This is a genomic window from Micromonospora sp. CPCC 205558, assembly GCF_036902955.1.
Taxonomy (GTDB): Bacteria; Actinomycetota; Actinomycetes; order Mycobacteriales; family Micromonosporaceae; genus Micromonospora.
The window spans coordinates 59,283-73,482 of sequence record NZ_JBAKHR010000033.1; the positions used below are offsets into that span (position 1 = coordinate 59,283).

General features: G+C 72.2%; 14 protein-coding genes. 7 read left to right on the forward strand and 7 right to left on the reverse strand.

What is annotated here, in order from left to right; translation table 11 throughout:
* Nucleotides 1-10: 10 nt before the first annotated feature.
* The 3 genes from V6U86_RS28420 (at nt 11) to V6U86_RS28430 (ending at nt 3,362) form a co-directional block, all read left to right on the forward strand.
* On the forward strand, nt 11-2,113 hold the full coding sequence (locus V6U86_RS28420) for a PQQ-dependent sugar dehydrogenase (protein ID WP_334508537.1): 2,103 nt from the start codon (nt 11-13) through the stop codon (nt 2,111-2,113).
* A 104-nt stretch (nt 2,114-2,217) separates the two neighbouring features.
* Nucleotides 2,218-2,688 carry a molybdenum cofactor biosysynthesis protein gene (locus tag V6U86_RS28425; protein WP_334508539.1) on the forward strand — a complete coding sequence of 157 codons (471 nt, stop codon included), beginning with the start codon at nt 2,218-2,220 and terminating at the stop codon, nt 2,686-2,688.
* 146 nt (nt 2,689-2,834) lie between these two features.
* Entirely contained in the window at nt 2,835-3,362 is a 528-nt protein-coding gene (locus V6U86_RS28430) for an SUKH-4 family immunity protein (RefSeq protein WP_334508541.1), read from the forward strand.
* Nucleotide 3,363: 1 nt separating this feature from the next.
* On the opposite strand, the gene V6U86_RS28435 is transcribed toward V6U86_RS28430, so the two are convergent.
* The 4 genes from V6U86_RS28435 to V6U86_RS28450 all read right to left on the reverse strand — a co-directional run bounded on the left by V6U86_RS28435 (nt 3,364) and on the right by V6U86_RS28450 (nt 5,696).
* Nucleotides 3,364-3,741: a nuclear transport factor 2 family protein gene (locus tag V6U86_RS28435; RefSeq protein ID WP_334508543.1), complete on the reverse strand. Its 378-nt coding sequence runs from the start codon at nt 3,739-3,741 to the stop codon at nt 3,364-3,366.
* 104 nt (nt 3,742-3,845) lie between these two features.
* On the reverse strand, nt 3,846-4,265 hold the full coding sequence (locus V6U86_RS28440) for an ATP-binding protein (RefSeq protein WP_334508545.1): 420 nt from the start codon (nt 4,263-4,265) through the stop codon (nt 3,846-3,848).
* 225 nt (nt 4,266-4,490) lie between these two features.
* On the reverse strand, nt 4,491-5,327 hold the full coding sequence (locus V6U86_RS28445) for an oxidoreductase (protein ID WP_334508547.1): 837 nt from the start codon (nt 5,325-5,327) through the stop codon (nt 4,491-4,493).
* A gap of 36 nt (nt 5,328-5,363) precedes the next feature.
* Nucleotides 5,364-5,696: a nuclear transport factor 2 family protein gene (locus V6U86_RS28450; RefSeq protein ID WP_334508549.1), complete on the reverse strand. Its 333-nt coding sequence runs from the start codon at nt 5,694-5,696 to the stop codon at nt 5,364-5,366.
* Nucleotides 5,697-5,876: 180 nt separating this feature from the next.
* Between V6U86_RS28450 and V6U86_RS28455 the strand changes: the two genes are divergently transcribed.
* Complete coding sequence (locus V6U86_RS28455) at nt 5,877-6,263, forward strand: DUF2267 domain-containing protein (protein ID WP_334508551.1); 387 nt, start codon at nt 5,877-5,879, stop codon at nt 6,261-6,263.
* 68 nt (nt 6,264-6,331) lie between these two features.
* Here V6U86_RS28455 and V6U86_RS28460 read toward each other — a convergent pair whose 3' ends face one another.
* Entirely contained in the window at nt 6,332-8,737 is a 2,406-nt protein-coding gene (locus V6U86_RS28460; RefSeq protein WP_334508553.1) for an RICIN domain-containing protein, read from the reverse strand.
* Nucleotides 8,738-8,985: 248 nt separating this feature from the next.
* Nucleotides 8,986-9,870, reverse strand: a complete 885-nt coding sequence (locus V6U86_RS28465; protein WP_334508555.1) for a copper resistance CopC family protein — start codon at nt 9,868-9,870, stop codon at nt 8,986-8,988.
* Between the two features lie 103 nt (nt 9,871-9,973).
* Here V6U86_RS28465 and V6U86_RS28470 point away from each other — a divergent pair, with 103 nt between their 5' ends.
* The 3 genes from V6U86_RS28470 to V6U86_RS28480 are packed head-to-tail and all read left to right on the forward strand — an operon-like array spanning nt 9,974 to nt 12,600.
* On the forward strand, nt 9,974-10,450 hold the full coding sequence (locus tag V6U86_RS28470; RefSeq protein WP_334508557.1) for a hypothetical protein: 477 nt from the start codon (nt 9,974-9,976) through the stop codon (nt 10,448-10,450).
* Between the two features lie 5 nt (nt 10,451-10,455).
* On the forward strand, nt 10,456-11,796 hold the full coding sequence (locus V6U86_RS28475; RefSeq protein ID WP_334508560.1) for a hypothetical protein: 1,341 nt from the start codon (nt 10,456-10,458) through the stop codon (nt 11,794-11,796).
* A 36-nt stretch (nt 11,797-11,832) separates the two neighbouring features.
* Nucleotides 11,833-12,600 (forward strand): nucleotidyltransferase domain-containing protein, encoded by a 768-nt coding sequence (locus V6U86_RS28480; protein ID WP_334508562.1) that lies wholly within the window; start codon nt 11,833-11,835, stop codon nt 12,598-12,600.
* Nucleotides 12,601-12,628: 28 nt separating this feature from the next.
* Here the strand turns inward: V6U86_RS28480 and V6U86_RS28485 are convergent, their stop codons facing one another.
* Nucleotides 12,629-14,023 (reverse strand): dihydrolipoyl dehydrogenase family protein, encoded by a 1,395-nt coding sequence (locus V6U86_RS28485; RefSeq protein ID WP_334508564.1) that lies wholly within the window; start codon nt 14,021-14,023, stop codon nt 12,629-12,631.
* Nucleotides 14,024-14,200 lie beyond the last annotated feature (177 nt).

The following is a 14,200-nucleotide window of genomic DNA, read 5'->3' on the forward strand; positions in this document are numbered from 1 at the left end:
GGAGACACGCGTGCGCACCCTGCACCGCCGCGCCGGCACAGTCCGGCGGCCCACAGTGAGGGCCGGCCTCACCGCCCTCGTGCTGATCCTGTCCGCCCTGGTCGCCACGCCCGCACGGGCCGCCGACGCGGTCTACGACCCGATCCCCGACATGCCGGTCCAGTCCCGCCTCGGGCTGGTCCTCACCGAGTACGCCAGCTTCCCACAGTCGTACCCGACGCCGGCGCCGACCGACGCGCGGCTCATGCGTACCGCCCGGATCAACACCATCATGGAGGTGCCCGACGGCTCCGGCCGGCGGGCGGTGCCCGACCTCAACGGCAGCCTCTACCTGGTCGAGGGGGGCGTGCCGCACGTCTACCTGGACGTGGCCGCGACGTTCGCGCCGCAGTTCTTCTCCGGCCGCGGGCTCGGCCAGGGCTTCGGGTACGTCGCGTTCCACCCGGAGTTCGGGGTGAACGGCCGGTTCTACACCATCCACACCGAGCTGGCGTCGACGACAACCGTCACACCGGACTACGCCCAACCCAACACGCTCTTCCACGGGGTCATCACCGAGTGGACGGCGACCGATCCGGCCGCCGCCACCTTCGCCGGTACCCACCGCGAGGTGCTGCGCATCGGCTTCGGCGGCCAGGTGCACGGCATCCAGGAGATCAACTTCAATCCCACGGCCAAGCGCCACGACCGCGACTACGGCCTGCTGTACCTCGCCGTCGGCGACGGCGGCCAGGGCGCGCGCAACACCGACCCGCAGAACCTGGCCCTGCCGCACGGCAAGCTGCTGCGCATCGACCCCCGGGGCACCAACTCCGCGAACGGGCGCTACGGCATCCCGCCGGCGAACCCGTTCGTCGGCCGGCCCGGCGCGCTCGGCGAGCTCTACGCCGTGGGTTTCCGCGACCCGCACCGGTTCAGCTGGGACCGGGCGACCGGTCGGATGTACCTCGGGCACATCGGCGAACACGCCGTCGAGGCGATCTACGAGGTCCGCGCGGGGGACAACTTCGGCTGGAGCGAGCGCGAGGGCTCGTTCGTCTTCGACAGGACCGCCACGAACCCCTGCGACCGGCTGCTGCCACTGCCCGCCGACGACGCCAGCTACGGCTACACCTACCCGGTCGCCGCGTACGACCACGACCCCGCCGCCGGTTGGAACTGCACCGACGACGTCGGTGTCGCGGTGGCCGGCGGCTTCGTCTACCGGGGGCGGGCGCTGCCCGCGCTGCGCGGCAAGTACGTCTTCGGTGACCTGGTCGACGGCCGGGTGCTCTACACCGAGGCCAACGAGATGCGCCGAGGCCGGGATCTGGCCACCATCCACCAGCTCGCGCTCTTCGACGCGGCTGGCGCCCCGGTCCGGATGCGCGACCTGTCCGCGCCGGGCGCGCCCGGCGACCCCAACCGGGTGGACCTGCGCTTCGGCACCGACGCCGCCGGTGAGCTCTACGTCGTCGCGAAGGCCAACGGGAAGGTCTGGAAGGTGACCGGCACGACGGAGTTCGCCAGCGGCGACGTCGGGGAGGTCACCCTGCGCCGCACCGCCGGGGCCGGCAACTGGTCGCCGGTAACGCCGGCGAAGTGGCAGTTCACCCGCGACCAGGTCATCCTGGCCGAGGCCGGGGAGAGCCGGCCGGGTCCGCGCCGACCCTTCGAGTACGCCGTGCTGACCGCCGGCGCAGCGTGGTCGTCGGTGCAGATCGACGCCCAGGTACGACTCGACACACCGGTGGAGGTCAGCAACCGGGACGTGATCATCGTCTTCGGCTGGCGCTCGGACACCGAGTTCTACTACGCCCACCTCTCCACCGACAACACGATCTATCCGCACAACGGCATCTTCAAGGTGGACAACGCCGACCGGGAGCGCATCGACCACCAGTGGAACGGCCGGTCGCGCGGCGCCAACCCGGCGATCACCGATGCCGGGTGGCACCGCGTGCGGGTGATGCACCTGCCGGCCACCGGTGAGATCGCCGTCTACGTCGACGGGCACCGGGACCCGCTGCTGACCGCGAAGGACACCACGTTCGGCTCGGGACGGGTCGGCTTCGGCTCGTTCGACAACGTGGGTCGACTGCGCAACCTGACTGTCACCGGCACGCCGGCCTGAAACCGGGTCACGCTGGGGGACGGCGACGCTCACGCCGCCGTCCCCCACCGGCTCCTCCGTCGACCTGCCGCGGCAGACCCGGTCCGCTTCGTAGACTTCCTGTCATGCCGGAGATCGTCGAGTTGCTGGCCTCGCCCGTGCACCGCTTCCTGGGCCGGCCCGCCGACGGCCCGGCCCCGGCCCCGCCCGGTGAGCTGGTCGACGTGGTCCGGATCCGGGCCGGTCTCGGCATCGTCGGCGACCGGTACTTCGGCCAGCAGGCACACCGCGACGCCAGCGTCACAGTCATCGCCCAGGAGTCGCTGCCAGCTGGCATCGGCCTGGCCGAGGTGCGGCGCAACATCCTCACCACCGGGATCGCCGTGGACGAGCTGATCGGCAGGGTGCTGGTGCTGGACTCCGGCGACGGCCCGGTCAGCCTGCGGGTCAACCGGGCGGCCCGACCGTGCGCCTGGATGGATGTCACCGTCGGCCCGGGGGCGTGGAAGGCGCTGCGCACCACCGGCGGCATCCGCTGCACGCCGCTCAACGACGGCACCCTGCGCGTCGGCGCGATCGACGCCGTCGTGACCTGAGGAAAGGGCTCGACGTCGCCGCCGCGGACCGGGCTGGCGGATTCGGCGAGGTGACGCCCCGGCGAGCCGGTGCGTGGTAGAACCAAACCGCGCATCGGCTCGCAGGTCTCCGGGCAGTCGGGCCTCATCCGAACAGAGGTGATGCAGTGAACCTCGAGCTGCGGCAGCTCATCGAGGAGCTGCGGGCTGATCTGGCCGAGCTGCCGGAGAGCCTGGCGTACGCCGAGTTCGGCGAGGGGGCGGCCATCGACGCCGTCCCGGCGGGGCTCCCGCCCGACCTGCGGGATCTCCTGCTGGTGGCCGACGGGCTGCGGGCGGGTCGGGTCGAGCTGGCGTCCTCGTCGACCCTCGCCGGGATCCAGTACCACCTGGATTACGCGCCGGACTTCTCGGCCATCCCGCAGGACCGGGCGGGCTGGCTGGTCATCGGCACCCGCAGCGACGAGCCGATCTTCATGGACCGTGGCACGGGCGCGATCTGGTACTTCCCACCGACCGGCACCGAGTGGTTCATGTCCGACGCGTTCGAGGAGCTCGCCCCCGACGTGGAATCCTTCGTGGACTACTACCTGCTCGGGCCGGGCTACGCCGACCTGACCCCCGCCGACGACCGGTGGTTCGCGTTCCTCGACGAGCAGGGCCTGCTCGCCGAGGACGACGAGGACGGGAGCTGAGTCAGACCGGGCTGATGTGGGCGGCCAGGACCCGCCAGCCGTGCGGGTCGTCGTGCACCCAGGTCCGGGTGTAGCGCAGCCGTGCCGCGAACGGCACCCCGTCGAGGACACCGGACACCCGGCCCAGGAAGAACGTCACCCCCGTCGCACCGACGACGAGCAGGTCCAACTCCTCCTCGACCAACTCCTGGACGACCGAGCGGCCGTCCCGGTAGGCGGCCAGGTCATCCTGCTTGGTGTGGGTACGCCCGTCCGGGCCGACGGCGATCAGCTGGTCGACCAGGAGCTGATCCAGGGCGGCCACGTCGCCGGAGCGCTGGGCGGCCTGCAGGGTGCGCTCGGCGTCGAGCAGCTCAGCTTCGCGTGCGCTGTCCGGCATCGTGCCGTCCTCCTGTTCGGGGCCGACCCGGTGTCACAGTCGGCAGGGCTGTCCGCATTGTGGCAGTCACCGTGGCCCGCGCGGGCGGGGATCGCCGCCGACCTTCACAGACTCAGGCGAATCCGTACCACGGTCTCCCCGGCGCGGCTGAGCACGGCGACCTCGTCACAGATCTGCTCCACGATCGCCAGCCCGCGACCCCGTACCGCGTCGGCCGCCGGCATGCTCCGGCCGAACGTCCGTGTCGGCCCATGGTCGACAACGTCGCAGAACAACTGGCCCGGCTCGGCCCAGAGCCGGACCCAGCCGCCGCCGGTGGTGTGCTGCAACGTGTTGGTGGCCAGTTCGCTGACCGCCAGCGTCAGCAGCTCCACCCGCTCGGCCGGCAGGCCCCGGGCCAGCGCCCCGGCGTTGACGAACGCGCGCAGCGCTCGTACGTCGGTCGCGACCTGATACGCCATGGTGTCCGCGTCGTGGGTGGAGACACTCTGGTCGGCCACGGCCTCCCGTGGCTCGCCCGGCATCAGCCCGTCCGATGCGGCTGCCCGGCCAGCGGCACCGCGATCCGCGCGGGTGCCGTGGGCGGGCGAGCCTCGAAGTGCGCCATCAGGCAGCCAGAACCCTCTCGTAGCGACAGCTCGTGTCGCCACATCATGTCATCCACTGCCCCCTGGGCCGTCTCGTCCGTTCGGCGGTTGATCACCTGCGGGCCGGGGGAGCAGTCCCGCCGGTCCGGCCGGGAAGTCACGTCAGGGGGTCGCATCGAAGGCGATCGACTCGCTCAACTCCCGCCACCGCGCGTCGGACGCGGCGAGGGCCTCGGCGGCAGCCTTGGCGGCTGCCACCGCGTCGGCGCCGAGCAGCAACCGCAGCGGTGGGTCGTCGACCCGGGTGATCCGGATGATCGCCTGGGCGGCGCGGGCCGGATCGCCCGGCTGAGCGCCGTTGGCCTGGCGCAGCCGCTGCACGGCCGGGTCGATGACCGGCCGGTACGGTTCGCTGATCGGCAGAGCGCTCATCGACGAGCCGGCCCAGTCGGTGCGCAGCGCGCCCGGCTCGACCGTCGTGATCCGGATCCCGAACGCCTCGACCTCCCGGGCGAGCACCGCCGAGAAGCCGCTGACCGCCCACTTGGCGGACTGGTACGCGCCCAGGCCCGTGCTCGCGACCCGGCTGCCGACACTGGAGATCTGCACGATGTGCCCGCGCCCCTGCTCGCGCATCACCGGCAGGGCGGCCCGGGACAGGTTGACCACTCCGAAGAAGTTGGCCTCGACCTGCGCCCGGAAGTCGTCCTCCGACATGTCCTCGATCGCGGCGACGTCGGCGTACCCGGCGTTGTTGACCAGGATGTCCAAGCCACCGAACGTGTCCACGGCGGTGCGGACGGCGGCTCGCGCGGCGGCCGGGTCGTTGACGTCGAGGGCCACCGCACGGACCTGGTCACCGTGCCGGTCGGCCAGGTCGCCGAGCTGCGCCGGGTTGCGCGCGGTGGCCACCACGTGGTCGCCGTCGGCCACGACGGCCTCAGCGAGGGCGCGGCCGAGACCACGCGAACAGCCGGTGATGAGCCAGACTCGCGGCACGGGGACTCCCCTTCGGGTCGGTGGACCAACTCGCTGTCAGGGACGGATGTCCAGGGCGCCGATCAGCCCGTCGCGCAGCGTGAACCGGTACCGCAGCTCGATCGGGCTGCCGGGGAAGTCGCCGGAGACCCGGGTGAGGGCCAGGTACGAGTCGCCCGCCTGCGACGTGATCCGGATCGGTTCGGCGGTGTACGAGTACGCGTCCATCGTCTTCTGTCGCCAGGAGCGGATCGAGGCCCGCCCGTCGTACAGCCGGTCCTCGTCGGCGACGCTCGCCGTGTCCGCGAAGCAGGCGACGAAGGCGTCCAGGTCCCGGTCGTTGGCGGCCCGGAAGTACCGGTCGATCACGTCGGGCAGGTCGAGGGCCATCTGCTCCTCCTGCGGCACGGGCCGCCGTCGGGCAGCCGTCGGGTTCCCGGTCCGATTTCACCGTACGAGAAGCGGACGGCATCGCGCGGAGCAACCAGCAGAACCATCCCGCTGCGGTTGCCGGGTTTGCTGCCGGTTGGCCCGGGTAGCCACGCGTCTCCGACAGCGAAGGGCGGGGGCATGGCCGAGCTGGCGTTCGTCGACAAGGTTGCGGCACGCGCGGGTGTTTCGCCGGAGCAGGCGCGCCCGCTCACCGAGGCGGTTTTGCGGACCCTCACCGAGCGGCTCAGCGGCGGGGAGGCGGGCGCGATGGCCCCGCACCTGGCCGACGAGCTGAGCCCGTTGCTGGTCAAGGCCGCCGAGCCGCCGGAGCCGTTCGACTACGACGAGTTCCTGCGCCGGGTGGCCGACCGTGCCGGGATCGACCGCCCGGCCGCCGAACGGGGCACCCGTGCGGTGCTGCAGACGATGCACCGGGTGGTCGGGCACCGGGAGTTCGAGGACGCCCTGGCCCAGCTCCCGGCGGACCTGCGGGCACTGGCGCAGCCGCTGCCGCACGGCCCCTGACTGGCGGCCGGCGTGCCCGGCCGGGGCGTGGCCTGACCCGCGGTCGGACCACGCCCCTTCGTCCGGGGTCAGCCGGTTACCCCGCTACTGACCACCCACTTCTGGTGTGCGCCGCCGGCGTACGTGCCGAGCTGGATCTGGGTGCCGTCGCCGGTGTTACCACCGGCGGCTTCCATGATCTTGCCGGACTGCGGGTTGCGGATCGACCCGTCGCCCTGCGGCTGCCAGACCTGCGCGCCGGTGCCGTTGCAGGTCCAGAGCTGGACCTTCGTGCCGTTCGCGGTGCCCCCGTTGTCCACGTCCAGGCATTTGCCGAGCACCCGGTACGTGTCGCCGACCCGCGTCCACGACTGCGCGCCGGTGTTGTTGCAGGTCCAGAGTTGGATCTTCGTACCGTCGGCGGTGCCGGCGTTGTCCACGTCCAGGCACTTGCCACCGACGCCGGTGATGGTGCCGCCGACCGGCGGTGGCGGACTGCCCGGGATGGAGTTGAGCGTGTACCACGCCTCGGTGCTCCACAGTGACTGGCCGCTGGTGGAGGTGAACGGTCGCGGCGAGCGCAGGTGCACCACCCGGCCGGCCTTGCGGCCGGCCACCACGAGGCTGACCTTCTTTCCGTCCGCGGAGAGGGTGGCCGAGGTGACGGTCAGCGTCTCCTCGTCGACCTTCGGCCCGCCGTAGTTCGACGTCGCCACGTACCGCCATTGCTTGATCTTGTAGCGTGCGGCCAGCTCGGCGGCGGTTCCCGCCGAGACGGGCTGGGTGTACTCCACCTCGAAGCCGGTCGTGGTGGCGCGCATCGCGAGCATCTCGAACGTGGTGGCGCTGTTCGGGGTGAGCTTCTGCAGGCCGTACGACAGCTTGCCGCTCTGGCCCCAGTTGCCGCCCGCGCCGAGCCCGCCGACGTAGATCGCGCCGTCCAGGCCGATGTTGACCTCGGAGACGCCCGCTTCCAGGCCCTGGGTGAGCCGGAACAGGGCGCCCTGGTACTCGCCGTTGACCTTCTCCACATTCGCCCGTTGCAGGCCGCCGTAGGTCACGTCGCCGATGACGAACTGGCCGGCGTACCGGCCGCTGGTCAGGTAGAGCGGCGTGCTGGGCGAGTTGGCGATCTCGTTCTGTGGCATCCAGAGCACCGGTGGGGTGACCGGGGCGGTGTCGAACGGCCCCGCCGGGTTCATGTAGTGGTTGAAGAACCGTCCCTGCTTGATGTGCACCAGCTTCGACGAGGGCAACCAGCCGCCCTGGTTGTCGGTGACGAAGATGCCGCCCTCCGGGCCCCAGCCGATGCCGTGCGGCGTACGCAGGCCGCCGGCGACGTAGCTCACCGCGCCGGTGTCCTTGTTGACCTTGAGGGTGGTGCCCCGGTTGGTGGCGGGTTGCGGGTTGGTGGTGGCGCCGCCGGAGTTGATCGACACCGACAGGTTCAGATAGAAGAACCCGTCCTGGTAGAGCAGGCCGAACGCGAACTCGTGGAAGTTGCCGCCGTACGGCCAGGTGGCGACGGTCTCCAGGCGCTCGGCCGCCTCGTCACCGCCGGTGTTCACCAGCCGGGTCAACCGCTGCTTCTCCGTCACGTAGACCACCCCGTCGACGACCTTGAGCCCCATCGGTTCCTTCAGGCCGCCGGCGATCTTCTTGGTGGTCACATTGCCTGGGCTCGTCGATCCGCCGGTGTTGCCGAGGATCCAGACCTCGCCGTCCTGGGAGGTGCCGGACTGGTCGCTGCCGCCCCAGGTGCAGATGACGAGCCGGCCGTCGGCCAGCCAGTCCATCCCGGTGACCTTCGGCTGGAAGCCGCTGGGCCGCAGGTTGGTCAGCGTGTAGCCGGGGTGCACGCCGGTCAGCGGCAGGCCGTCGCCGGGGGAGTCGGAGACCCCCTCGCACTCCTTGCGCCCGGGCGCGGTCACCCGGACCACGCCGGCGTCGGTGCTCAACGCCGAGTTGGGTACGACCACGAACGTCGACGAGCCGGGCGTCTTCCACTCCAGGGTGATCTGCTGCCCACCACCGCGCTCGAAGTGGTCGATGCGCAGCGAATGCAGACCGGCGGTGAGGGTGACCGTGCCCTCCTTGGGCGGGGTCGCGCCGTGCAGACCGTCATGGTTGATCACCACGGCGCTGTCGATCGACAGCTTGGAACCGTCGTCGCTGCTGAGCCGGAACGTGTAACTGCCGGCCTGGGTGATGGTGATGTTGCCGAGGACCTGCGAGACGAAGTTGTCCTCGAAGCCGAAGTCGGCTGCCGAGGTCCAGTTGATTGTGGACATCAGCTTGTCCACGTTCGGGGTCTGGGCTGGCTTGAGGGTGCACAGTTCGGAGAGGGGCACCTGTACGTCGAAGACGCGCAGTGTGACGCCCGGTTCCTGCGCGGGGGCGGCGGTGGCGGGGACGGCCCACAGGCCGGTGGCGAGGACGAGTGCCAACGCGCCCAGGACGGGGTGGTGGAGTCGGCGTAGCAGGGGTGTGCCCATCGTTCCTCCAGGAGGCAGTGGAGTGTCCGACGGCCGGCGTGGATCAGCGGTGAGGATGACCGTCGGCCCCGGCTCCGTAACGTCCTCGACGCCGACGAGTGACACTGCGGAAACACCGGGTTGGTGGGTCGAGACATTAAGGCGTTTCGATGGGAGTGTCCATGGCTTCGCCTCGATACATCAAAAGTTTCCCATGTCCGTGCGAAAGTTCGAGGCGGTACGCGAAGAATGCCGGGTGGCGCGGTCGCCTACCGCCGTCCGCGTCGCGCCGGACCACCGCTCCGATTGCCGGGCTTCCGAGTCGGCGTCGCGGGCTTGCGGGCTGTGCCGCCGCCCCGACCCGCCGCGCCGCCCCGACCCGCCGCGCGAGCCGGGCGACGGCCCGTCGCGGAGGCGCTGCCCGTCGTGGGCCGACGGCGGGCCGCCACCAACACGATCGCCGAGACCACGACGACGATCAGGGCCGGGACCAGCCAGGCCGGGAATCCGCCGCCGCGTTGCTCCGGCGCTGCGCCGGCCGGGTCGTCCACCGGCTCGCCCGTCGGGGCGACCGGGCTGCCGGTGGCCCCCGGGGTCGTCGAGCCGTCACCCTCGGCCTGGGCGAGCAGTGCCGGATCCGGCCCCGCCGTGGGCGCCGACCAGCCGGCCGGCGCCGCCGTCCCCGGCCCCTGGTAGTCGAACGTCACCTCGCCCCGCACCGCCTCACCGTCGGAGGCGACGGAGAGGTAGCTGGCGGTGTAGCGGCCCTTCGCCGGCCAGTGCGCGACGGTCACCATGGCCGGGAAACCGGTGTGGTACAGCCGTGGCTCGAACACACCGTCGACCATGAAGTACTCGGTGACCGGCTTGTCCAGTCGCTTCGGCTCACCGTGGGACCAGCCATTGTCCACCCGCGATCCGTCCGGCCCGGTGATCGCGAAGTGCGCGTTGAAGGCCGGCTTCTCGGTGAAGTACAACGCCAACTGGGTCAGCGGCTGGCGTACCACGGTCCCCTTCAACGGGGTGGAGGTCGCCAACTGGCCGTGCGCGGACGCCGGGGCGACCGGCAGCAGCAGCGACAACACCAGGGTCGCCGCCAGCGCCGCCACGGCACGACTCAGAATCTTACGCGCAGTGACCAGCTTCGATCGCATCCGTTCATCATGGTCATTTCCCCGGCACCGAACAAGACGTAGAGTTCACCTCCCCGACGATCAACCCGACACCCGTCCCCCTCGCGTCGTTCGGAGTCCGCCCGTGTTCGTCCGTACCCCCGCCGCCCGCACCTCCGCCGCCCTCGCCGCTGCTGCCCTCGCCTCCCTGCTCCTCGCTGGTTGCGGGCAGGACGACGACCCCTCGGTGGCCACCCCCTCGACGGCGCCGACGTCCGCGGCCCCGACGAACGCCACCCCCACCGCGACGGCCCCGACGACCACCACCACACCCAGCGCCTCCGCCAGCACCACCCCGGTGGACCAGCAGATCACCGTGACCATCGCGAAGCGGCGGGTCGATCCACCGACCGGACGGATCACCGTCAGTAAGGGCCAGCTGGTCCGGATCACGGTCACCTCCGACGTGTCCGACGAGTTGCACGTGCACGGCTACGACGTGGGCGCCCGGCTGCCGGCCGGCCAGCCCGGCTCGGTGGAGTTCCGCGCCGACCAGACCGGGCTGTTCGAGGTGGAGACCCACGATTCCGAGCTGGTGCTCTTCCAGCTCGTCGTCCGCTGAACGGGATGACGGCCGCGCCCACGCTGCTGGCACACGGCGTCGGTGGCCGCCAGGACCTGCCGATCACGCTGCCGCAGCTCGTCGCCGCCGCCGCGCTGACCCTCGTCGTCACGTTCGTGGCGCTGGGTCTGCTCTGGCGCGAACCCCGGCTCGACCGGGACGCCACCGGCGGTCGCCCGGCGCCACACTGGCTCACCCGACTCGTCGACGCGCCGGCGTTCCGGTGGACGCTGCGCGGGCTCGGCCTGCTCGCCGCCGGCTGGTTCTGCCTCGGTCTGCTGGGCGGGCCGGACACCGCTGACAACCCGACCGCCGGCGCGCTGTACGTGCTGCTCTGGGTCGGGCTGGCACCGCTGTCGCTGCTGCTCGGCCCGGTCTGGCGGGCGGTCAACCCGTTGCGCACGGTGCACCTGCTCGCGGCGCTGGCGGCCCGACGCGACCCGAACCGTGGGCTCCGTCAACTGCCCGCCGGCGTCGGGTGGTGGCCGGCCGCCGCCACCCTGTTCGGGTTCGTCTGGCTGGAACTCGTCGCCCCCGACCGGGCCACCCTGCCGGTCATCACCGCCTGGCTGTCCGGGTACGCGGTGGTCCTGCTGGTCGGCGCGGTGGTGTTCGGCGCCGACTGGTTCGACCACGCCGACCCGTTCGAGGCGTACAGCACAGTCATCGGTCAGCTCGCCCCGCTCGGCCGGGCCGCCGACGGTGTCCTGGTGTGGCGCAACCCGCTCGACGGGATCGCCGGTCTGCGCCCCCGCCCCGGGCTGGTCGCCGTGGTGGTCGTGCTGCTCGGCTCGACAATGTACGACAGCCTCTCCAACGCACCGGGCTGGTTGCGCTTCAGCCAGGAGAACGGGCTGCACCCGGCGGTCACCGGCAGCGCCGGTCTGAGCCTCGTCATCGCCGCCGTCGCGGTGGCGTACCTCGCCGCCACCGGCGCCGCGGCGCGCATCGGTCGCGCCGACGCGGGCGAGGCTCGTGCGGTGCCGGGCGAGATCGCCCACTCGATCGTGCCGATAGCGGTGGGGTACGTGGTGGCGCACTACTACTCGCTGCTGATCCTGGAGGGCCAACGCACCCTCGCGTTGCTCTCCGACCCGCTGGGCACCGGGGCCAACTGGCTCGGCACCGCCGACTGGGAGCCGCACACCGCGCTGGTCACGCCGTCCGGGGTGGCCAGCCTGCAGATCACCGTCATCATCCTCGGGCACCTGCTCGGCACCCTGCTCGCCCACGACCGCGCCCTGTACCTCTTCCCCCGGGCCCGGGCGGTTGCCGGTCAACTACCCCTGCTGGCGCTGATGGTCGCCTACACCGTCGCCGGTCTGCTGCTGCTCTACGCGGGGTAGCCTCGCCCGGCCCCGACCCGTGCGTCATGATGGCGCGTGGACTCCGATCTTCAGCGCTACCTCGACGACCTGGTCGGCACCGCCCGGGACGTGCTCGGCGCCGACCTGGTCGGCGCGTACGCCGCCGGCTCGGTGGGGCTCGGGGCGTACCAGGCCGGCCGCAGCGACGTGGACGTGGCGCTGCTCAGCGCCGGACCGCTCACCGAGGCAACCAAGCAGACGTTGGTCGCCCGGCTGCGGCACGAGGCGCTGCCCTGCCCGGCGCGTGGGCTGGAGTTGGTCGTCTACGACCGGGCGGTGGCCGCCTCCGGCACCCCCGAGCCCGGCTTCGAGGTCGAACTGAACACCGGGGCCGACATGCCGTTCCGCCGCACCCTCGACCCCGCCGACCGCCCGGTGGCCGACGGCCGGTTCTGGTACGGGCTCGACCGCAGCATTCTGCACCAGAGTGGCCTCGCGCTGCTCGGGCCGCCAGCGGAGGAGGTCTTCGCCGACCTCGCCCCGGCCGACCTGCGCCGGCTGCTGATCGCGGCGCTGACCTGGTGGCTCGCCCTGCCCACACCACCGGCCGACCAACCCGCACCCGGCACCGAGGACGCCGTACTCGGCGCCTGCCGATCGCTGGTGCGCCACCGCGACGGCGTCTGGCTTCCGAAGGTCGCCGCCGGCCAGCGGCTGATCGACGCCGGCGACCGAACCGAGGTGCTCCAGCGGGCGGTCGCCGCGCGGCACGGCGGGCCGCCGCCCACCGGGGCGCAGGCCCGCGCCTTCCAACAACGGGTACGCGACGAGATCGCCGGATAGCCGTCGCGCCGACCGGCGTGGGCGCTGGTCAGCGGACCGGGCGGGACTTCAGCGAGGCGAAGAGCAGGTTGAGACCCTCGGTCATGGTCGGGTGGGTGATGACCGCGTCCCGCAGGGCGGTCCACGGCATTCCCGCGAGCATGGCCAACTGCACCGAGGTGATCACCTCGCCGGCCTCGGCGCCGAGCAGCGCCGCGCCGAGGATCCGGTCGGTGCCGCTGTCGATGACCGCCTTCCACCTGCCCTGGGTCTGACGCAGGGTGCGGGCCCGCGGGATGGCGGCGACCGGCAGGTGGGCGACCTGGACGTCGTACCCGGCGCGGCGCGCCTCGGTCTCGGTCAGCCCGACCCGGGCCAGCTCCGGGGTGGTGAAGACGGTGTACGGGACCAGCCGGTCGGCGGTGCTGCGCTGGCCGCCCGCGAGGTTCGCCCGGATGATCCGGTAGTCGTCCAACGAGACGTGGGTGAACTGCGCGCTGCCGGCGACGTCTCCGGCCGCCCAGGTGCGCTCGGCGCTGGTGCGCAGGTGCTCGTCGACCTCCACGAAGCCCCGCTCACTGAGCCGTACGCCGGCCACGTCCAGGCCGAGCCCGTCGGTGACCGGTTCCCGGCCGGCCGCCACCAGCACGTCGTCCCCGATGACCACGCCGCCGTCGTCCAGCATCACCCGCAGCGAGCCGTCGACGTCCCGGTCGACCCGCGCGACCGCCACACCCACCCGTACGTCGATGCCGTCGTCGAGGAAGACGCGCATCACCGCGTCGCTCACGTCGGGGTCCTCCCGGGTGAGCAGCCGTGGACCGCCCTCGACCAGCGTCACCGCGCTGCCGAACGACGCGAACATCTGCGCGAACTCGACCCCGACGGTGCCGCCGCCGAGCACCACCAGCCGGGCCGGCAGCCGGTCCAGGCGCAGTAACTCGTCGCTGGTGAGCACCCCGGCCTCGGCCATCCCCGGCACCGACGGCAGATGGGGGCGGGTACCGGTGTTGATCACCACGTCGGCGCCGCGCAGCAGTCGCTCACCGCCGTCGGCGAGTGCCACCCGTACGGTCCGTGGGCCGACGAACCGGGCCTCGCCGATCACCAGGTGCAGACCGGAGTCGAGGAACTGCTGCCGGTTCGCGGCGACCATCCCCTCGACCACGTCCTGCTTGTGCGCGCGCAACAGGTCGATGTCGACCCGGCAGCCCTCCACCGCCAGGCCGAGCGCCGACGCGTCCCGCAGCTGACGGGCGGCCCGCGCGCTGGTCACCAACGCCTTCGTCGGGATGCACGCGACGTTGATGCAGCTGCCGCCGATCATGCCGCGTTCGACCATGGCGACCCGCTGCCCGGACCGGGCGACGTCCATGCTCAACGTCTTGCCGGCCTTGCCGCCACCGACGACGAGCAGGTCGAACTCCTCCGGTTGGTCGGTCACCGGGCGCTCCTCTCGGTCACCGGCCGGGCCGGCGGCCACCGCTGGTGCGCGGCGGCCAGGCCAGCCTGTCAGCTCCGCCGGGCGCGGCGATCCGGTTCCGCGCAGAATCCGCCCAGCCCGCCCGCCCGCCCGCCCGCCCGCCCCGCCCGCCCCGCCCGCCCGCCCGCCCCGCCCCGC

What these genes read in the sequence shown, in the direction of transcription:
- V6U86_RS28450 (WP_334508549.1), bottom strand. Translation starts at nt 5,696, where the DNA reads ATGGCCCTCGACCTGCCCGACGTGATCGACCGGTACTTCCGGGCCGCC.
- V6U86_RS28440 (WP_334508545.1), bottom strand. Translation starts at nt 4,265, where the DNA reads ATGCCGGGCGAGCCACGGGAGGCCGTGGCCGACCAGAGTGTCTCCACC.
- V6U86_RS28425 (WP_334508539.1), top strand. Translation starts at nt 2,218, where the DNA reads ATGCCGGAGATCGTCGAGTTGCTGGCCTCGCCCGTGCACCGCTTCCTG.
- V6U86_RS28435 (WP_334508543.1), bottom strand. Translation starts at nt 3,741, where the DNA reads ATGCCGGACAGCGCACGCGAAGCTGAGCTGCTCGACGCCGAGCGCACC.
- V6U86_RS28460 (WP_334508553.1), bottom strand. Translation starts at nt 8,737, where the DNA reads ATGGGCACACCCCTGCTACGCCGACTCCACCACCCCGTCCTGGGCGCG.
- V6U86_RS28475 (WP_334508560.1), top strand. Translation starts at nt 10,456, where the DNA reads ATGACGGCCGCGCCCACGCTGCTGGCACACGGCGTCGGTGGCCGCCAG.
- V6U86_RS28455 (WP_334508551.1), top strand. Translation starts at nt 5,877, where the DNA reads ATGGCCGAGCTGGCGTTCGTCGACAAGGTTGCGGCACGCGCGGGTGTT.
- V6U86_RS28465 (WP_334508555.1), bottom strand. Translation starts at nt 9,870, where the DNA reads ATGCGATCGAAGCTGGTCACTGCGCGTAAGATTCTGAGTCGTGCCGTG.